The following is a 16,065-nucleotide window of genomic DNA, read 5'->3' on the forward strand; positions in this document are numbered from 1 at the left end:
AGCCCCCTCCACCGTCGCCCGCACCGCGCCGCCGCCGGGGCAGGGGCCTTCAGTACCCGTAGTGCTGGGCGTGCAGCGTATCGCCCTTGTTGAGCACCACGCCGACGACGGGCGTATCCTCCCCCAGCCGCCGCTGCGTCTCGCGCACCTCTCCGGCATCCGTCCGGTCGCCCCCGATGACGAGCAGCACGCAGTCGAAATGCGGCGCGAGGGCGATGACGTCGTCCTGCGCCAGCGCCGGCGGCAGGTCGAAGAGCATCAGGTCGGGCCGGTAGCGGGCCGAGAGATCGTCGAGCACCGCGCCGGTGCGCGGCTGCTGGAACAGCTCCGAGGCGAAGGGCTCCACCTTGCCGTTCAGCCCGACCGCGAGATTGCGACCGATGTGCAGCCGGTTGGGGCCGGGGCGATGGAAGAAATCCTCCGCCGGCGCCTCGCCGCGCAGGAAGGCGGCGGTCGAGCCCTCCGCCTGCAGGCCGAGGTAGCGGCCGAGGCCGGGGCGCCGCAGGTCCGCCTCGATGAGCATCGTGCGGGCATTGTCGTAGCGCGACAGGGTGACGGCGAGGTTGATGGAGGTGAAGCTCTTGCCGACGCCGGGCCCGGGGGAGGTGATCCCCAGCCGCCGCCAGCCCCGCTCCTGCATCGCCTTGACGATGCGGGCGCGCAGGATGTCGAAGGCCGCATGCGCGGGGTCCCGCCGGCCTGCGGTGATGACGAGATTGCGCTCCAGCGCCCGCTCGTTGACGGCGAATTGCGGCAGCGCCTCCCAGAGCGCGTCCGTATCGGGCTCCGGGCTCCTCTCCCGCTCGGTCTTCTTGGCAGCGGGCCTCTTAGCAGCGGGCCGCTTCCGGTCACTCGGCGCTACCGCCGGCTCTCCCGGGGGCACGGGAGCAGCGGCGACCGCCGCCTCCGGCGGAGCGCTCCGCGGGGCCGGCGCGTCCTCTCGCTGGGCTTGCGGTGCCGGGGCCGGGGCGGGCTCTTCGCTCGTCGGCGCCGGGATAGCCCGCTCCGGTTCCGCAGGCGGTGAAACTGCCTCTGCCGGCGCGGCTGGCTCAGGCGTCGGCTCCGGCGCGGGTGGAGGCACCGGCTCTACCGTCTCGCCTTCTACGGTCGCAGCCTCCTCTGTCGGAGGCTCATCAACGTCGGGCGTGAGGGGGGCGACGTCGTCCTCCTCCCCCTGATCGATCATCCCGGCGTCCTCGTCGGTTTGCGCCAGATCCGGCTCGGGTGCCGGGGCGGGGGCCTTCGCCGGGCCTTGCTTCGGAGCAGGCGGCTCAGGGCTTTCCGCAGGCTCTGAATCGGCAGTCGGCTCAACATCAGCCGTCGGCTCGGGAGCGGGCTTCGGCACCTGAGGCGGGACAGCCTCGGCCAGCATCCCACCCGCCGAGGCACGGCGGGCGGCGTCGGCGTCGCGCCGGGCCTTGATCCGCTTGGCGGCCTCGATCCGCTCGATAAGGCGCTGCCGCTCTTCGGGGGTCATGGGCCGGCGGGCCGGGGTCTCGTCGCGGGAATCGGTCATCGCCCTGCCTCGTCAATTTGCGTCAGATTATCGAAAAAGGTGGCAAGAATGCGCCCCGGGCAGGGAATCGGGCCTCACTTGTACTCGATCAGCCCCATCGCCCGCCCCGTCAGCCGGCGGCGGTGGTAGGTGAGCAGGCCGATCAGCGTCGGCACCTTGGCGAGCGTATAGAACCCCGCCATCCGCGCCGCGACCCCCGGCGCCAGCCCCCGCCGCCGCAGCCCCAGCGCTGTCTTCGCCCAGGTCGCCGGCCAGGCGAGGAGGAGCAGGAGCGCCCAGGGCGTGAACGCCAGCCCCGCGAGCGTGACCAGCGGCAGCGTGAAGCCCCAGCCCCAGGCGCGCGCCCGCTCGCGGGCATTGGCGCCGCGGTGCTTCGCCGCGATCTGCCCCAGCCCGTGGCCGGCGCGCAGCATCCGCCGCCACCACTGGCCGATCCGCGTCATGTCGATGTCGTGCCACGTCATCACCGCCGGCAGGCGGAGGAGGCCGCGCCCCTCCTCGGCGAGGCGCAGGCAGAACTCGTCATCCTCCGAGGCGATGAAGCTGCCGTCGAACCCGTCGAGGGCCGCGAGGTCCCGGTGCCTGACGAGCATGTCCCCGTGGTTGGAGGTCGTCGGCCCCGGCGGGCGCTGCCACTCCGCCTCTGCCATGCGGTGGTAGATGTTGCGCTCCGGTCGCCGCTCGCGCCGCCAGCCGGTGACCATGCCGAGCGTCGGGTCCGCCTCCAGCGCGGTGCGGCCCTTGGAGAGCCAGCCCGGCTCCAGCGCGCAATCGCCATCGACGAACTGCACCAGCTCCGGCGGCGCCTCCGCCAGTGCCGCCAGCCCGGCATTGCGGGCGCGGGCGGCGGTGAAGGGCTGCGTTTTGTCCAGCTCCACCACCTCGGCGCCGAGACGGCGGGCGAGGGCGACGCTGCCGTCGGAGGAGCCGCTGTCGACGTAGATGACCCGCTCCGCCTCGGCGAGCGCCGCCTCGAGGCAGGCGCGCAGGCGCTCGCCCTCGTCGCGGCCGATGGCGATGACGGCGAGGCTCACGGGCTCCCCCGTAAGAGGGCGGCGAGCGTCTCCGCCTCGCCGGCGGAGGTGAAGCCGGCGGTGACGGCGGCGCGCCCGGCGCGGCCCATGGCGGCGCCGTCGCCGGCGAGAACGGCGAGGATCGCCTCTGCCAGCGCCGCGGGGTCGCCGGGCGGGACGAGGCGGCCGGAGACGCCATCCTCCACCAGCTCCGCCACCCCGGCGATGCGGGTGGCGACGACGGGCACCTCGGCGGCCAGCGCCTCCATCAGCACGACGGGCAGGCCCTCGGCGAAGCTGGGCAGGACGAAGAGATCGGTGGTGCTCAGCGCCTCCGCCACCGCCTCCTGGCTCTGGTAGCCGGCGAAGGTGACGGGCAGGCCGGCCGCCCGCCGCTCCAGCGCCGCCCGGTCCGGCCCGTCGCCGATGAGGGTGAGGCGCAGGTCGGGCCGCTGGCGCAGGGCCTCGGCGAAGGCCTCCAGCAGCACCGGCAGGCCCTTGGCGGCGGCGAGCCGGCCGACGAAGAGGAGCTGCGTGCCCTCCCGCGCCCCGGCGCGGTAGCGGGCCGGGTCGATGCCGCAATGGACGATGTGCAGCTTCGGCCAGTCGGCCTCCGGCGACAGCAGCATCGCCTGAGAGCGAGCGAAATGCGAGATGCAGGCGACGAAGCGGGCGCGGGCGATCTTCTCCGGCAGCGCCCAGCGGTCGGTGGCGAAGAAGTCATCCGGCCCGTGCAGCGTGAAGGAGAAGGGCAGCCCGGTCAGCTCGGCGGCAAGCATGGCGACGGTCCCGGCGGACTGGGCGATGTGGTTGTGGAGATGCGTGGCCCCGATGGCGGCCAGGTGCCGGGCAAGGGTGATGGCCTCGGCGAGGTAGATCGCCTGATAGGCGAGGGCGCGGAGGCCCCCGGGGCTGGTCCGCCACGCCAGCACCGCCGCCCGGGCGAGGCGGCCCGGCCTGCGCAGCGCGTCGCCGAGGGCGAAGAGCACCTCCCGCGGCCGCTTGAGGGCGGGCAGGACGGCAAAGGTCCGCCCCGCCTCCTCCCGCTGCTCGGGGCCGGTGAGATGCTCCGGCCCCGTCCGCCGGATGGTGCAGGTGGCGACGTCGAGGCCGAGGGCGCGGAGGGCGGCGACCTCGCGCTGGATGAAGGTGTCGGTGGCGCGGGGGTACTCGCCGGTGAGATAGGCGATGGTCATCGGTCGCCGACTCCATGCTTCGGGCGCCAGCCGGTCTCCTTCAGGCGGGCGTTGGCGTAGCGCGCCGGAGCGAAGCGGGCGCGGAGGGTCGCCCGGCGCAGGAGGCCGGGCAGGCGCGGGCCGAGCCGGGGAATGCGTGCGAGGAGCGGGGCCGCTTCATCGAGCAGCCGCCAGGGCAGCGGCAGGGCGAGGCGCGGCCAGCCGGTGGCACGGCGCAGGGCGCGGATGCAGGCGGCCCGGTCCGGCAGGTCGTCGCCGACGGCGGTGTAGAGGCGCAGGCCCGGCGCCTCCCGCTCCGCCGCCCGGACAAGCGCCTCGGCGGCGTCGGCGACGTGGAGGAGCGGGACCTCTCCTCGGCCACCGAGGCGCAGCAGGATCGGCCCGGCGGCGAGGCCGAGATGGGCGTTGCTGAGGTGCGTCTCGTCCCAGAGCGCGCCGAGGCGCAGGATGGTCGCGGCGCGGCCGGAGGCGGCGGCCTCCGCCCGGACCATTCCCTCCTGGGCGATCTTGGCGCGGCTGTAGGCGTCGCGGCCCCGCGGGTCCGGCTCCAGCGGTGTCTCCTCTTCGACCAGCGCCGGGCCGCCGCCCTGCACGCCGCCATGTACGCCGATAGAGCCGGCGAGGACGAGGCGGGCGGGGTGGCCCTCCATCGCGCGGAGGAGCGAGAGGGTGGCCTGCACCGTGTCCCGCGCGGCGCGGGCGCTGTCCATCGCGGCGGCGCAGTGGATGACGGCGTCCACGCCGTCGAGCGCGCCGGGGGGCAGGCCCTCGGCGAGGTCGCCCTCGGCGCGGGTGAGGGGGCGGATGTCATGGCCGCGCGCTTCGGCGGCGGCGCGGGTGGCGCGGCCGAGGAAGCCGCCGGCGCCGGTGAGGAGGATCAGCATGGGCGCCTCTCCGGGGTGGCAGGCCGGGGAGGGGGGCTGTCTGCCCCCCGCCGGCTATGCCGGCCCCCCCGAGGATATTTCGAGAAAAGCGAGGGGGCGGGGGCCGGTGCAAGGGTCAGGCGGCCCATGGCATCGGCTCTAGGGGCGGGCAGGTCGTCGTCATCTCGGCGCGGGCGCCGGCGGCGATGGCGAGGGTGACCTCCGTCAGGTGCAGGGCGTAGGCGCCCGAGAGGCGGGAGGGGCGGCCGGCGGCGATGGCGGAGAGCATCTCCGCCGGGCCGAGGGCGAAGTTCATGGAGGCAGCGCCGGAGCGGCGGACCATCGGGTGGGGCCTGCCGGAGAGGCCGATATCGCGCGCCACCGGCTCCTCGAAGAGGCGGCGGCGGAGGGTGCGGCGGCGGCGCAGGCGCACGGGGGCGGCATTGTCCCACGCGCGCGGCACCTCCAGCACGCCGGTGTCGCCGACGATGCGCAGCCGGTGATCATGCGGGGCGGCGATGGAGCAGGTGAGCCGGGCGACGGGGCCCGCGGCGAAGTGCAGCACGGCGGTGGAGAAATCCGGTTGGCCGGTGACGCCGCGCTTGTCCGGGATGGTCTCGGCAATCGCCGCCTCCACCCGCGAGACGCTGCCGAAGGCGGCGATCAGCCAGGAGAGCCAGTAGCCGGCATGTTCCATCGTGCAGCCCACGGTGAACTCGTCGCGCCACGGCCAGGGGGCGCCGCTCTGCGAGGCCCATTGCTCCAGCGGGGCCTGCGGGATGAAGCCGTCGTCGAGCTCCGCGTAGATCAGCCGGGGCGTGCCCGGGTGTCCGGCGCGGAGGGCGCGGAAGAGGCCCTGCGCGGTGCGGGAGAGCACGGAGGAGGGGGCAGAGGCGAGCTGCAGGCCCCGGGCCTCGGCGAGGGCGGCGAGCTCCCGGGCCTCGCCCAGCGCCGTCACCATGGGCTTCTCGGAGAAGACATGCGCGCCGGCGGTCAGGCAGGCGCGGGTGACGGCGGCGTGCTCGCCGGGGTTGGTGAGGTTGAGCACCACGCCGCCCGAGGGGAGGGTCGCGAAGAGCGAGGCCATCGAGGGCAGGGCGGCGATGCCCCAGTGGGTGCAGAAGGCGGCGAGGCGGACGGGATCGCGGTCATGCGCGCCGGTGACCGCGATCTCCGGGTGGAGGGCGAGCGAGCGCATGTAGAGGTCGGCCACGTAGCCGCAGCCGACGAGGCTCACCGCCCCCGATCCCCCTGTGCCGCGCGTTGCCATTCTCTCCCCTAAACCCATGCAACCATGGCAACAGTTTGGCCCGGTTATGGGGGAGAGGGCCAGAGGGGGATTGCGAAGCCGGCGCAGTCGGGGAAGGTGGGTGCATGTGCAGCTTCCTCCTCCCCGCCGGTCCCTGCGACGTGGCCGTCAACGTGCCCGACATGGCCGCGCTGGAGACGGAGGTGAGCCGGCGGCTGGCGGAGGGCGAGGGCTTCGCGCTGGCGACGCTCAACCTCGACCATGTGGTGAAGCTGCGCCGCGATGCCTCCTTCCGGGAGGCCTATGCAAGGCACGAGCTGGTGACGGCCGACGGCAACCCGATCGTCTGGCTCTCGCGGATGGCGGGACACGGGGTGGCGCTGATCCCGGGGTCGGACCTGATCCTGCCGCTCTGCCGGTTGGCGGCGGTGGCGGGGGCGCCGGTGGCGCTGCTCGGCGCGACGGAGACGGCCCTGAGGGGGGCCTCCCGCCGGCTGAAGGAGGAGGTGCCGGGGCTGGAGGTGGCGGCCCGGGTGGCGCCGCCGATGGGCTTCGACCCCGAGGGCCACGCGGCCGAGGCGGCGCTGCAGGAGGTGGCGGAGGCCGGTGCCCGGCTGGTCTTCCTGGCGCTCGGCGCGCCGAAGCAGGAGCGGCTGGCGGCCCGGGGGAGGCGGTTGCATCCGGGGCTGGGTTTCGTCTCCATCGGGGCCGGGCTGGATTTCCTGGCCGGGACGCAGCGGCGCGCGCCGGAATTCGTGCGCGAGCTGGCGCTGGAGTGGCTCTGGCGGATGGTGAACGACCCGAGGCGGCTGGCGCGGCGGTATGTCGACTCGGCGGCGGTGCTGCCGGGTCTGGTCTGGCGGGTGCGGCGGCAGGCGTGACGGGGGCCAGGCAGACCTGCCTGGCGCTCCGTCTCGTCGAGCGCGAGGCTCCATTCCCGCCGGCCCGTGCTTGTCCCCCGCGCGGAATCAAGGCCGGAGGCCGCCGCGCGAGCGCCGGCCCGTCCCCGCGGGCTGGCGCTCTGGCTGGGCTTGGTGCTTAGCGGCCCGCGGCGAGGGGCTTGGCCGGCATAAAGCGCGCAGCAGGAATGTGGCAGCGCCACCCCACAGGCCGGCGTGCGACGGTGGTGCCTGTGGCGGGCCGGGTGTGGCGGGCGTCGCGCTCCACCGGCGAGCGGGGGAGCGGTGGGTTGGAATCCCACCCTACGATTGGGCGCCTCGTAGGGTGGGTTTGTAACCCACCTTGCCTCGGTCCCCTCAGGGGAGACCAAGGTCCCCGCTCTTCCCCCCGCGCGGAATCAAGCCGCAGGCGCCGTGCGAGCGCCGGCCCGTCCCCGCGGGCTGGCGCTCTGTCTGGGCTTGGTGCCTCGCTCGGAGCGGGGAGGGGCGTGGCTGGCATAAAGCGCGCCGCATAGGCGTTGAGGCGCCACCCCACGGGCCGGCGTGCGACGGCAGCGCTGCTTGCGAGCCATGCTGGCTCCCGTCGCACCCGGCGGATCTGCCGCCCCGCCTAACCCAGCCGCCGCGCCGGCGCCCTCTCCGCCATCCCCACCTTCGCCGCCACCCGGCGCTTCAGGCCCATCGGCGGCGGGATCTCGCGGTCCATCTCCCAGGTGGTGCCGGTGAGGCTCGGCTCCTGCCAAAGGGCGAGCGTCGCGCCCCATCCCGCGGCCACGGCGGGGTCCAGCCCCGTCGCCAGGCCCATCCCGGTGTTCAGCGCCCCCGGCATCCAGTCGTTGATGACGATGCGCGGAAAGCGCGCGCCGAGGTCGGCGATCATGGCGCGGGTCAGGGCGCGGCCCGCCTCCTTGCTCACCGAGTAGGCGCCGCTCCCCGCCAGCGGCGCCACGCCGGCGAAGGAGGAGACGTTGAGGATGCGCCCCTCCCCCGCCGCCACCATGTCGCGCAGCGCCTCCTTGGCGGCGGCGGCGTAGCCGGTGAGGTTGGTCGCCATGACGGCGGCGAAGTCCCCGGCGCTCTCCTGCAGGAAATCCGCCCTCGGGTAGACCGCCGCGTTGTTGATGAGGATCGACACCGGCCCCACGTCCCGCACTCTCCCGAACGCCTCCGCGAGGCTCTCCGGGTCGGCCACGTCGGCGGGCACCGGCAGGAACAGCTCTCCCGCCCGCGCCGCCGTCTCCTCCAGCGCCTCCGCCCGGCGCCCGAGGCCGGCGACGCGCTGCCCACGGCCCGTCAGCGCCACGGCCAGCTCCCGGCCGAGGCCGCTGCCGGCGCCTGTCACCACCGCGATCACGGGCGCCTCGCGATGCTATCCGCCACGCGCAGGGCATGGGCGGCGATGGTGAGGCTGGGGTTTACGCCCATCGAGGTGGGGAAGATGCTCGAATCGAGCACCCAGAGGTTCTCCAGCCCGTGCACCCGCCCGTCCGCGGCCACGACGGCACGGGCCGGGTCCTCCCCGAAGCGCAACGTTCCGCAGGGATGGCCGAGGTTCGGCTCCGGCGTGGGGGAGAGCATCATCACCGGCCGCCCGATGCCGCGGATCAGCCGGCGGAAGCGGCGGCGGCGGGCGCGCAGCTCGTCGGTGATCCGGTATTCGATGCGCATGTGTCCGTCCGCCCCCGTCAGCACCCGGTTCTCGTCGTAGGGCAGGTCCTCCAGCAGGCCGACGAAGATCTTCGCCGAGCCAAGGAGCCGCAGCGCCACCGCCGCCGGCAGGCGCGCCGCCTCCTGCGCGAGTCGGGAGCGGCCGGCAGGCACGCCGGCCAGCCGCTCCCGCAGCGCGTGGAGGATGGCGCCGAAGTCGGCCTCCACCCCCAGCGCCTGCACCATGCCGAGGCGCTCGCCCCCGGCGGCGTAGAAATCCCGCAGCCCTACCGCCTTGGCGGCGCCGGTGCCGCGCGCCGCGCGCCCGGGGAAGAGCGCGAAGAGCTCGTTGAAGTGGAACATCAGCCCCCGCCCGACGAGGCCCGAGCGGTTGCCGAGCCCCTCCGGCCAGGCCTCGCTGGCCGAGGCCAGCAGCAGGCGCGGGGAGTTCAGCGCCCCCGCGGCGAGGAGCACGCGGGGGGCGGAGACCTCCCGCATCTCGCCGTGCCGGCGCAGCGTCACCCCGGTGATCCGCCCGCCGTCCTCCTTCAGGCGCAGCACCTCCGCCTCGTCCCAGAGCTCGGCGCGGCCGGTGGCAAGCGCCGGCTCCACCCCGGCGGAGCGGCCGTCGCGCTTGCAGGGGCGGGGGCACTTGGTGCCGACGCAGCCGAGGCAGCCCGGCTCGCCCCGGATCGCGCTGTGCAGCTGGTAGGGATGGCGCCCCGCCTTGCGCAGCGCGGCGAGGATCGCGGCATCCCCCGCCTCCGGTTCGCCCGCCGGCAGGAGGGCGGGCTGCGGCTCTCTGCCCAGCGGGTCGGCCTCGCCCCGCACCTCGTAGAGCGCCTCGGCGGCGTCGAACCAGGGGCGCATCTCGTCCCAACCGATGGGCCAGCCGCCGGTGGGGTGGGGCATCGCGTCCGTCGGCTCCAGGTCATGCCGCTCCGGCCGCTCCAACGTTGCCGCGTAGAAGACGGAGGAGCCGCCGACGGTGCTGCCGATCACCGGGTTGACCGGCCGCTCCACCCCGTCCAGCGCCAGCACCGCCGGCTCGGGCCAGAGCCCGTGGAGGGCGCGGGCGAAGGGGTCGGCCGTGTCCACGGCGGTGCCGTTCGCTTCCGCCCGGTGTCCGGCGCGGCCGCGCTCGAGGAAGAGCACCCGCATCCCCGCCTCCGCCAGCGCCCGCCCGGCGGTGCCGCCGCCCATGCCGGTGCCGATGACGATGACGTCAAAGGAGGCGGCGAAGGGGGCGTCGCGTGTCGGCGCCTCCATCACTCCGCCCCGGTCAGGAAGGGCAGGAACAGCCCGCGCAGTTCCAGCGCGCCGCGGTTCGTCAGGTGGTTGTTGTCGTGGTAGACGGGCACGCCCCCGATCTGGGCGGAACAGACCTCCGGGCAGAGCGCCGGCCAGGGGTCGATCAGGTGGATCTGGCCGGCATTGGCGAGCGCCCAGACCGGTGCCTCGGCATCGCGCACCCGCGCGGCGAGCTGCTCCGACGGCGCGACGGAGCGCTGGGCGAGCGCCCCGGCGCCGATCTTGCGATGCGCGATGAGGCGGGCCAGCTCGCGGCTGTCGAAATCGGGGATCTCCGGCACCTGCCGCAGGACGTGCAGCTCCGGGATGCTCCGCCTGATCTCCTCCTCGGTCAGCGCCCAGGCGCCGGCATAGAGCTCCGCCTGCGGCGCCTCTGGAAGGGGGGAGCCGGGGGCGGGGTGCAGGGCGATGGTGTTGCCGGCGTCGATGCCGATGCCCGTGCCTTGCGCGTAATAGGTCCACCGGCCGACGAGCAGCAGCCGCTCGATGCCGAGCGCCGGCAGCTGCGGCAGGGCGGCGCGCATCACCTCCGTGTCCCGCAGGCAGGCGGCATCCTCGGCGGGGGTGGCGGCGCTCTCCACCTTGGAGAGGCCGAAGAGCGGCGGGCAGCCGGCGTGCCAGACGATCAGCCCGGGCGTTCCGCTCTCCAGCGCCGCGAGGCCGAGCCCGTCCATCAGCGCGCGCAGGTGCGAATCGCCCCAGATCAGCACCTCGGGGTCACCCTCGGGGCCGATGGCGCAGGTCTCCAGCCCGGTGAGCGGGCCGGAGCGGGCGGTCTCGCAGCGGCTCCAGTCCTGCAGGAAACCGCCGGCGGCGGCGATGTAGCCGCGGGCCTCGGGGCCATAGCGCTTGGGCAGCCCGTCCGTCTGCCAGAAGACCAGCCCGGCGAGCAGGGCCGCGGCCAGCGCCCCGCCGGCCCCCGCCAGCATTGGCCGCGCCCGCCCGCCAAAGCGGCCGTGGCGCACCGGCTCCTCCACCAGCGCCCAGGAGAGCACCGAGAGCGCGGCGGCGAGGGCGAGCCAGAGCAGCGCCTCCCACCAGCCCTCGTAGGCCCCCCTCCAGTAGAGGGAGAGGGTGAGCACCGGCCAGTGCCAGAGGTAGAGCGAGTAGGAGAGCCGCCCGATCATCCGCGCCGGCGGCGAGGCCAGAAGCCGGTTCACCGGCCCCCCGCCGCCCGCCTGCCAGAGGAGCAGCGCCGTCCCCGCCACCGGCACGATCGCCTGCCAGCCCGGAAAGCCCTCCGGCCGCAGCAGGAAGATCCCCGCCACCACCGTCGCCAGCCCCGCCGCCCCCGCCAGCGCCCCGCCGGCCCCTCCCGGCGCGGGGCGGCCGAGCGCGAGGCGGGCGAGGAGCACGCCGGTCAGCAGCTCCCACGCGCGGAAGGGGAAGAGGTAGAAGGCGGCGTCCGGCGCGCTCGGCGTCACCCAGAGGCAGGCGGCGAGCGAGACGGCCCAGAGGAGCGCCAGCACCGGCACCATCGCCCGGCGGATCAGCCCGAGTGCGAGGAGCGCCACCGGCAGGAGGAGGTAGAACTGTTCCTCCACCGACAGCGACCACGTGTGCAGGAGCGGCTTCATCTCGGCGGCGGCGTCGAAATAACCCGCCTCCCGCCAGAACTGGATGTTGGAGACCCAGATGGAGGCGGCGATCAGCGACTTGCCGTATTCCCGCAGCTCCCACGGGAGCAGGATGGCGGCGGCCGCGAGCGTCGTGACGCCGGCCATCAGGAAGAAGGCGGGGGCCAGCCGGCGGATGCGGCGCAGGTAGAAGCGCCCCAGGCGCAGGCGCCCCGTCTCCTCCATCTCCTTGAAGAGCAGCCCGCCGATCAGGAAGCCGGAGATGACGAAGAAGACGTCGACGCCGGTGAAGCCGCCCCCGAAGGGCCCGAGACTGAAGTGGTAAAGGATGACCGCCACCACCGCGACGGCCCGCAGCCCGTCGATGGCGGGGCGGTAGGTCAGCCGGGGGCCGGTGCCCGTGGTATAGGCCTGCGCGTCGATGGTCCTGCCTCTGCCCCGCCAGCGGCGCGGGGCCCGTCTCATTGCGGGTTTTCCCGCACGATACGCCTTCTTCCCCGCCTATGCGACGATTTTGCGGCACCTGCGGCAAATCCCCCGTCCGCCGCTGCCCCGGCGCACCTCCCGCCCGCCCACCCCGGCGCGCCGGGGCAGCTCCGCGCCTTGGGGCAACGCGCCGCCTCCGCTACCCGGCGCGACACGCCCCCTTTTCATCTGGCCAAAAATACCCTCGGGGGGCTCCGGGGGGCTGGCCCCCCGGTCCCGCAGCCGGCCAAGGGCGCCTCCGTCAACCACCGGAGGCCCGCCGCCGCCCGCAGGCCGGGCTTCAGCCCGGCACCCCGCCCGTCGTCAGTCGAACGCCCCCGCCACCCGCCCGAGCAGCATGAAGGCCCGCGCGGTGCGCGTCTGCGTCAGCGCGGCGAGCTCCTCGTCGGTCAGCTCCGGTTCGATCTCGCCGAGGATGCGGTCGAAGAGGCGCATGAAGTGGTGCGCCGCGTCGCGGAAGATCGTGTCCTCGCGCATCCGTCCGATGGTCAGGGCGAGGCACTCGCGGTCGCGGATGCCGCCGAGGGAGGCGACCTCGCCACCGCGCTCGCCCGCCGTGAAGCGGCGCCAGAGCTCGGGGCGGGCGCGGTCGGGGCGCAGGTCGTCCATGTAGATCCCCTCCTGGCTGAGGAGGGTCAGCACGTCCTGGCTGGCCTGGATGAGCTGGCGGGCACGGCGATCTTTCAGCGCCCTGCGGAGGGCCGAGAAGCCGGCCTCGTCCTCCTCGTTGTCGGGGAAGTTGAGGGCGCGGACGAAATCTCCCAGCGGCAGAGGCGGGCCCGCCTCCTCCGCCGGCGGGCCGAGGGCAAGGCGGGGCTGGCCGTCCGCCTCCTCCGCCTCCGCCTCCGCCGCCCCCGCCCTCGCGCGGCGGGAGGAGAAGGTCAGCGGCGGCTCGGGCAGCGCCTCCGCCGGCGGGGCGGCCGGGGCGGTGGGGGCCGCCCAGGCCCGGGCGGGCGGGGCGGCCCCGCGGGACTGGCGATCCTCGATATAGGCGTGGCGGATGGCGTCGAACGCCGCCTGTAGGCGCTCCGATTCCTCGCGGACATGCCGGGCGGAGCGGGCGGCGCTGGCGGCGACCCAGATGATCGCGACAGGCAGGACGAGCGCCAGCATGGCGACGACGCTGCCCAGCGTCTCCGGCCGCGCCAACGCCCCTCCCAAGAGCAGATAGCTCCCCGCGCCCACCAGCCAGAGCAGCGCCAGCCCGATGGCCACGAGATCGGCGGCGGTCAGGCCGGGCTGGGCCGGGCGGCTGGCGAGGTCGAGGCCGGGGTCATGCGGCTGGCCGGGCATCGGGCCCCCTTCGCGGCGGCGTCAGATATAGCTGATCTTGAGGATCTCGTAGGCTTTCTCGCCGCCCGGCGTGCGCACCTCGACGCTGTCGCCCTCTTCCTTGCCGATGAGGGCGCGGGCGAGGGGGGACTTCATGTTGAGGCGCCCCTTCTCGATATCGGCCTCGTATTCGCCGACGATCTGGTAGGTCTTCTCCTCGTCGGTGTCCTCGTCCACCAGCTCGACGGTGGCGCCGAACTTGACGGGGCCGGAGAGCTTCTTGGGGTCGATCACGTCGGCGAGGGAGAGCACGCCCTCCAGCTCCTTGATGCGGCCCTCGACGAAGCTCTGCTTCTCCTTGGCGGAATGGTACTCGGCGTTCTCCGAGAGGTCGCCGTGCTCGCGCGCCTCGGAGATCGCCTGGATGATGCTCGGGCGCTCGACGCTCTTGAGCTGTTTCAGCTCGGCGTCGATCTTGTCGAAGCCCGCGCGCGTCAGAGGTATCTTGTCCATGGGTCGGCCCGTCTTTGATTGCTGCCCGTACGTGTCGATCGTATCGGAGCCGGTTTTCTAACGCCCTTCAAGGGTACAAAGTCAAGGCACGGCTGCCGGAGGGGGGCCGGAACGTGCGGGACGTTGCGCGACGGGGCGCGACTGGGCGCGCCCGGCAATTGCCGCTCCGCCCCGAATTGGCTAACCGTTCATGAGCCTTGACCCCGGGAGACCCCAATGAGCCAGCCCGAACGCGAGTCCATGGAATATGACGTCGTCATCGTCGGCGCCGGCCCTGCCGGCCTGTCGGCCGCGATCCGGCTCAAGCAGCTGGATCCGGAGGCGAGTGTCGTCGTGCTGGAGAAGGGCTCCGAGGTCGGCGCCCACATCCTCTCCGGCGCGGTGCTCGACCCCTCCGGCCTGTCGCGGCTCTTCCCCGACTGGCGCGAGATGGATGCGCCGATCCGCACGAAGGTGACGAAGGACCGCTTCTACATGCTGGGCGAGGGGGGCGGCATCCGCATCCCCAACTGGCTCATGCCGCCGCTGATGAACAACCACGGCAACTACATCGTCTCGATGGGCAATGTCTGCCGCTGGCTCGCCGAACAGGCGGAGACGCTGGGGGTGGAGATCTTCCCCGGCATGGCCTGTTCCGAGCTCGTCTGGGGGGAGGACGGTCGGCTGGCCGGCGTGGTGGCCGGCGAGTTCGGGCTGAACCCCGACGGCACGCCCGGCGACGGCTACGAGCCGGGGATGGAGCTTCTGGGCAAGTATGTCTTCCTCTCCGAAGGGGCGCGCGGCTCCCTCTCCAAGGAGGTGATCGACCGGCTGGACCTGCGCGAGGGGCATGACGTCCAGAAGTTCGGCCTCGGCATGAAGGAGATCTGGGAGGTCCCGGACGACGTGCACCAGGAGGGACTGGTCGTGCACACGATGGGCTGGCCGCTCGGCTGGTCCGCCTCCGGCGGCAGCTTCATGTACCACGCCGAGAACAACCAGGTCTTCGTCGGTTACATCGTCGATCTGAACTACAAGAACCCCTATCTCTACCCCTACGGCGAATTCCAGCGCTTCAAGCATCACCCGAAGATCGAGGCGGTGCTGGGCAAGGGCAAGCGCGTCGCCTACGGGGCGCGGGCGGTGACGAAGGGGGGTTTCCAGTCGATTCCCACCTCCGCCTTCCCCGGCGGGCTGCTGCTCGGCTGCGCCTCCGGCCTCGTGAATCTGCCGCGCATCAAGGGCAACCACAACGCCATGCATTCCGGCATCGCCGCCGCCGAGGCCGCCCACGCGGCGCTGGCCGAGGGGCGCGGGGGCGACACGCTGGAGGCCTATGACGCCGCCCTGCGCGAGGGACCCGTCGGCAAGGATCTCCGGCGCGTGCGCAACGTCGCGCCGCTCAACGCGAGGTTCGGGCCGCTGGGCGGGCTGGTGCTCGGCGGCTTCGACATGTGGTGCCAGACGCTCCTGCGCGTCTCGCCCTTCGGGACGCTCAAGCACGGCAAGACCGACGCCGAGGCGACCGAGCCGAAGGAGAAGTACAGCCCGATCGACTACCCCAAGCCCGACGGCAAGCTCTCCTTCGACCGGCTGACGAACGTCGCCTATTCCTTCACCAACCACGAGGAGAGCCAGCCGGCGCACCTCAAGCTGAAGGACCCCTCGGTGCCGGTAGGCTACACGCTGCCGAAATACGCGGAGCCGTCGCGGCTCTACTGCCCGGCAGGTGTCTACGAGGTGGTGGAGGAGGAGAGCGGCGCGAAGTTCGTGATAAACTTCCAGAACTGCGTGCACTGCAAGACCTGCGACATCAAGGACCCGCCTCAGAACATCAAGTGGACCACGCCCCAGGGCGGCGACGGGCCGAACTACCCGAACATGTGAGGCGGGGGGCTTCCGGCCGCGGTGGCCCCGTCTCCGCCTGCGCCTGCCAGGGGGCGCGCGGTGGGGAGAGGGGGTAGGTGGGTTTCCAACCACCGCCGGGCAACCTCTCCGCTGCATCCCCCGCCCGGTACGCGCCAAAGGCGCAGGGCGAGCGCCTGCCCGTCCCCACGGGCTGGCGCTCTGGCCGGGCTTGGCGCTGAGCGGGCCGCGGGGAGGGGCTTGGCCGGCATAAAGCGCGTCGCTCGACCGTCGAAGCGCCACCCCACGGGCAGGCGCCCGCCCTCCGCCTGCAAATGGTGCGCGGGGTGGACATGGGGAGGTGGGTTACAAGCCCACCCTACGGGGACGGCGCTCGGCTCTCCGGCTCCCGCCACATCGTAGGGTGTGTTTCCAACCCACCGCCGCGCGACCTCTCCGCTTCTTCCCCCGCCCGGTACTCGCCAAAGGCGCAGGGCGAGCGCCTGCCCGTCCCCACGGGCTGGCGCTCTGGCAGAGCTTGGTGCTCCGCTCAGTTCGGGGAGGGGCTTTGCCAGCATAAAGCGCTCCGCACGGGCCGTCGAAGCGCCACCCCACGGGCAGGCGCTCGCCCTGCGCCTGCCGGTGTCGCGCCAACGCCAGACCAGCCCCCGCTCCCCCGCAAAGATTGCCCGCCGGCGG

General features: G+C 73.7%; 12 protein-coding genes. 2 read left to right on the plus strand and 10 right to left on the minus strand.

Annotation, left to right across the window (positions count from 1 at the left end; genetic code table 11):
• Positions 1–49: 49 nt before the first annotated feature.
• The 5 genes from GY170_RS00635 to GY170_RS00655 all read right to left on the minus strand — a co-directional run bounded on the left by GY170_RS00635 (position 50) and on the right by GY170_RS00655 (position 5,858).
• Positions 50–1,516 carry a CpsD/CapB family tyrosine-protein kinase gene (locus GY170_RS00635; protein WP_163889008.1) on the minus strand — a complete coding sequence of 489 codons (1,467 nt, stop codon included), beginning with the start codon at positions 1,514–1,516 and terminating at the stop codon, positions 50–52.
• A 74-nt stretch (positions 1,517–1,590) separates the two neighbouring features.
• Positions 1,591–2,550 (minus strand): glycosyltransferase family 2 protein, encoded by a 960-nt coding sequence (locus GY170_RS00640; protein WP_163889010.1) that lies wholly within the window; start codon positions 2,548–2,550, stop codon positions 1,591–1,593.
• Positions 2,547–3,725: a glycosyltransferase family 4 protein gene (locus GY170_RS00645; RefSeq protein WP_163889012.1), complete on the minus strand. Its 1,179-nt coding sequence runs from the start codon at positions 3,723–3,725 to the stop codon at positions 2,547–2,549. The genes GY170_RS00640 and GY170_RS00645 overlap by 4 nt, the downstream gene beginning before the upstream one ends.
• On the minus strand, positions 3,722–4,609 hold the full coding sequence (locus GY170_RS00650; RefSeq protein ID WP_163889014.1) for an NAD-dependent epimerase/dehydratase family protein: 888 nt from the start codon (positions 4,607–4,609) through the stop codon (positions 3,722–3,724). Before GY170_RS00650 ends, GY170_RS00645 begins: the two co-directional genes overlap by 4 nt.
• 115 nt (positions 4,610–4,724) lie before the next feature.
• The gene (locus tag GY170_RS00655; protein ID WP_163889016.1) at positions 4,725–5,858 is read right to left on the minus strand and encodes a Gfo/Idh/MocA family protein; all 1,134 of its coding nucleotides are present in this window, start codon (positions 5,856–5,858) and stop codon (positions 4,725–4,727) included.
• A 104-nt stretch (positions 5,859–5,962) separates the two neighbouring features.
• Here GY170_RS00655 and GY170_RS00660 point away from each other — a divergent pair, with 104 nt between their 5' ends.
• The gene (locus tag GY170_RS00660; protein WP_163889018.1) at positions 5,963–6,718 is read left to right on the plus strand and encodes a WecB/TagA/CpsF family glycosyltransferase; all 756 of its coding nucleotides are present in this window, start codon (positions 5,963–5,965) and stop codon (positions 6,716–6,718) included.
• Between the two features lie 628 nt (positions 6,719–7,346).
• Here the strand turns inward: GY170_RS00660 and GY170_RS00665 are convergent.
• The 5 genes from GY170_RS00665 to greA all read right to left on the minus strand — a co-directional run bounded on the left by GY170_RS00665 (position 7,347) and on the right by greA (position 13,542).
• Complete coding sequence (locus GY170_RS00665) at positions 7,347–8,090, minus strand: SDR family oxidoreductase (protein WP_328799877.1); 744 nt, start codon at positions 8,088–8,090, stop codon at positions 7,347–7,349.
• Positions 8,087–9,652: a GMC oxidoreductase gene (locus GY170_RS00670; RefSeq protein WP_163889020.1), complete on the minus strand. Its 1,566-nt coding sequence runs from the start codon at positions 9,650–9,652 to the stop codon at positions 8,087–8,089. The genes GY170_RS00665 and GY170_RS00670 overlap by 4 nt, the downstream gene beginning before the upstream one ends.
• Positions 9,652–11,736, minus strand: coding sequence for an acyltransferase family protein (locus GY170_RS00675; RefSeq protein WP_163889022.1), 2,085 nt, complete (start codon positions 11,734–11,736; stop codon positions 9,652–9,654). The genes GY170_RS00670 and GY170_RS00675 overlap by 1 nt, the downstream gene beginning before the upstream one ends.
• A 324-nt stretch (positions 11,737–12,060) precedes the next feature.
• Positions 12,061–13,050 (minus strand): hypothetical protein, encoded by a 990-nt coding sequence (locus GY170_RS00680; RefSeq protein ID WP_163889023.1) that lies wholly within the window; start codon positions 13,048–13,050, stop codon positions 12,061–12,063.
• A gap of 21 nt (positions 13,051–13,071) precedes the next feature.
• On the minus strand, positions 13,072–13,542 hold the full coding sequence (gene greA, locus GY170_RS00685; RefSeq protein ID WP_163889025.1) for a transcription elongation factor GreA: 471 nt from the start codon (positions 13,540–13,542) through the stop codon (positions 13,072–13,074).
• A 216-nt stretch (positions 13,543–13,758) separates the two neighbouring features.
• On the opposite strand from greA, the gene GY170_RS00690 reads away from it, so the two are divergent.
• Positions 13,759–15,408, plus strand: coding sequence for an electron transfer flavoprotein-ubiquinone oxidoreductase (locus GY170_RS00690; RefSeq protein ID WP_163889029.1), 1,650 nt, complete (start codon positions 13,759–13,761; stop codon positions 15,406–15,408).
• Positions 15,409–16,065 lie beyond the last annotated feature (657 nt).

This window comes from Pseudoroseicyclus tamaricis (assembly GCF_012070395.1).
Lineage (GTDB): Bacteria > Pseudomonadota > Alphaproteobacteria > Rhodobacterales > Rhodobacteraceae > Pseudoroseicyclus_A > Pseudoroseicyclus_A tamaricis.

Excerpts from the sequence above, each read along its gene's own strand:
- GY170_RS00635 (WP_163889008.1), bottom strand. The coding sequence starts at position 1,516 with ATGACCGATTCCCGCGACGAGACCCCGGCCCGCCGGCCCATGACCCCC.
- GY170_RS00645 (WP_163889012.1), bottom strand. The coding sequence starts at position 3,725 with ATGACCATCGCCTATCTCACCGGCGAGTACCCCCGCGCCACCGACACC.
- GY170_RS00650 (WP_163889014.1), bottom strand. The coding sequence starts at position 4,609 with ATGCTGATCCTCCTCACCGGCGCCGGCGGCTTCCTCGGCCGCGCCACC.
- GY170_RS00655 (WP_163889016.1), bottom strand. The coding sequence starts at position 5,858 with ATGGCAACGCGCGGCACAGGGGGATCGGGGGCGGTGAGCCTCGTCGGC.
- GY170_RS00660 (WP_163889018.1), top strand. The coding sequence starts at position 5,963 with ATGTGCAGCTTCCTCCTCCCCGCCGGTCCCTGCGACGTGGCCGTCAAC.
- GY170_RS00670 (WP_163889020.1), bottom strand. The coding sequence starts at position 9,652 with ATGGAGGCGCCGACACGCGACGCCCCCTTCGCCGCCTCCTTTGACGTC.
- GY170_RS00675 (WP_163889022.1), bottom strand. The coding sequence starts at position 11,736 with ATGAGACGGGCCCCGCGCCGCTGGCGGGGCAGAGGCAGGACCATCGAC.
- GY170_RS00680 (WP_163889023.1), bottom strand. The coding sequence starts at position 13,050 with ATGCCCGGCCAGCCGCATGACCCCGGCCTCGACCTCGCCAGCCGCCCG.
- greA (WP_163889025.1), bottom strand. The coding sequence starts at position 13,542 with ATGGACAAGATACCTCTGACGCGCGCGGGCTTCGACAAGATCGACGCC.
- GY170_RS00690 (WP_163889029.1), top strand. The coding sequence starts at position 13,759 with ATGAGCCAGCCCGAACGCGAGTCCATGGAATATGACGTCGTCATCGTC.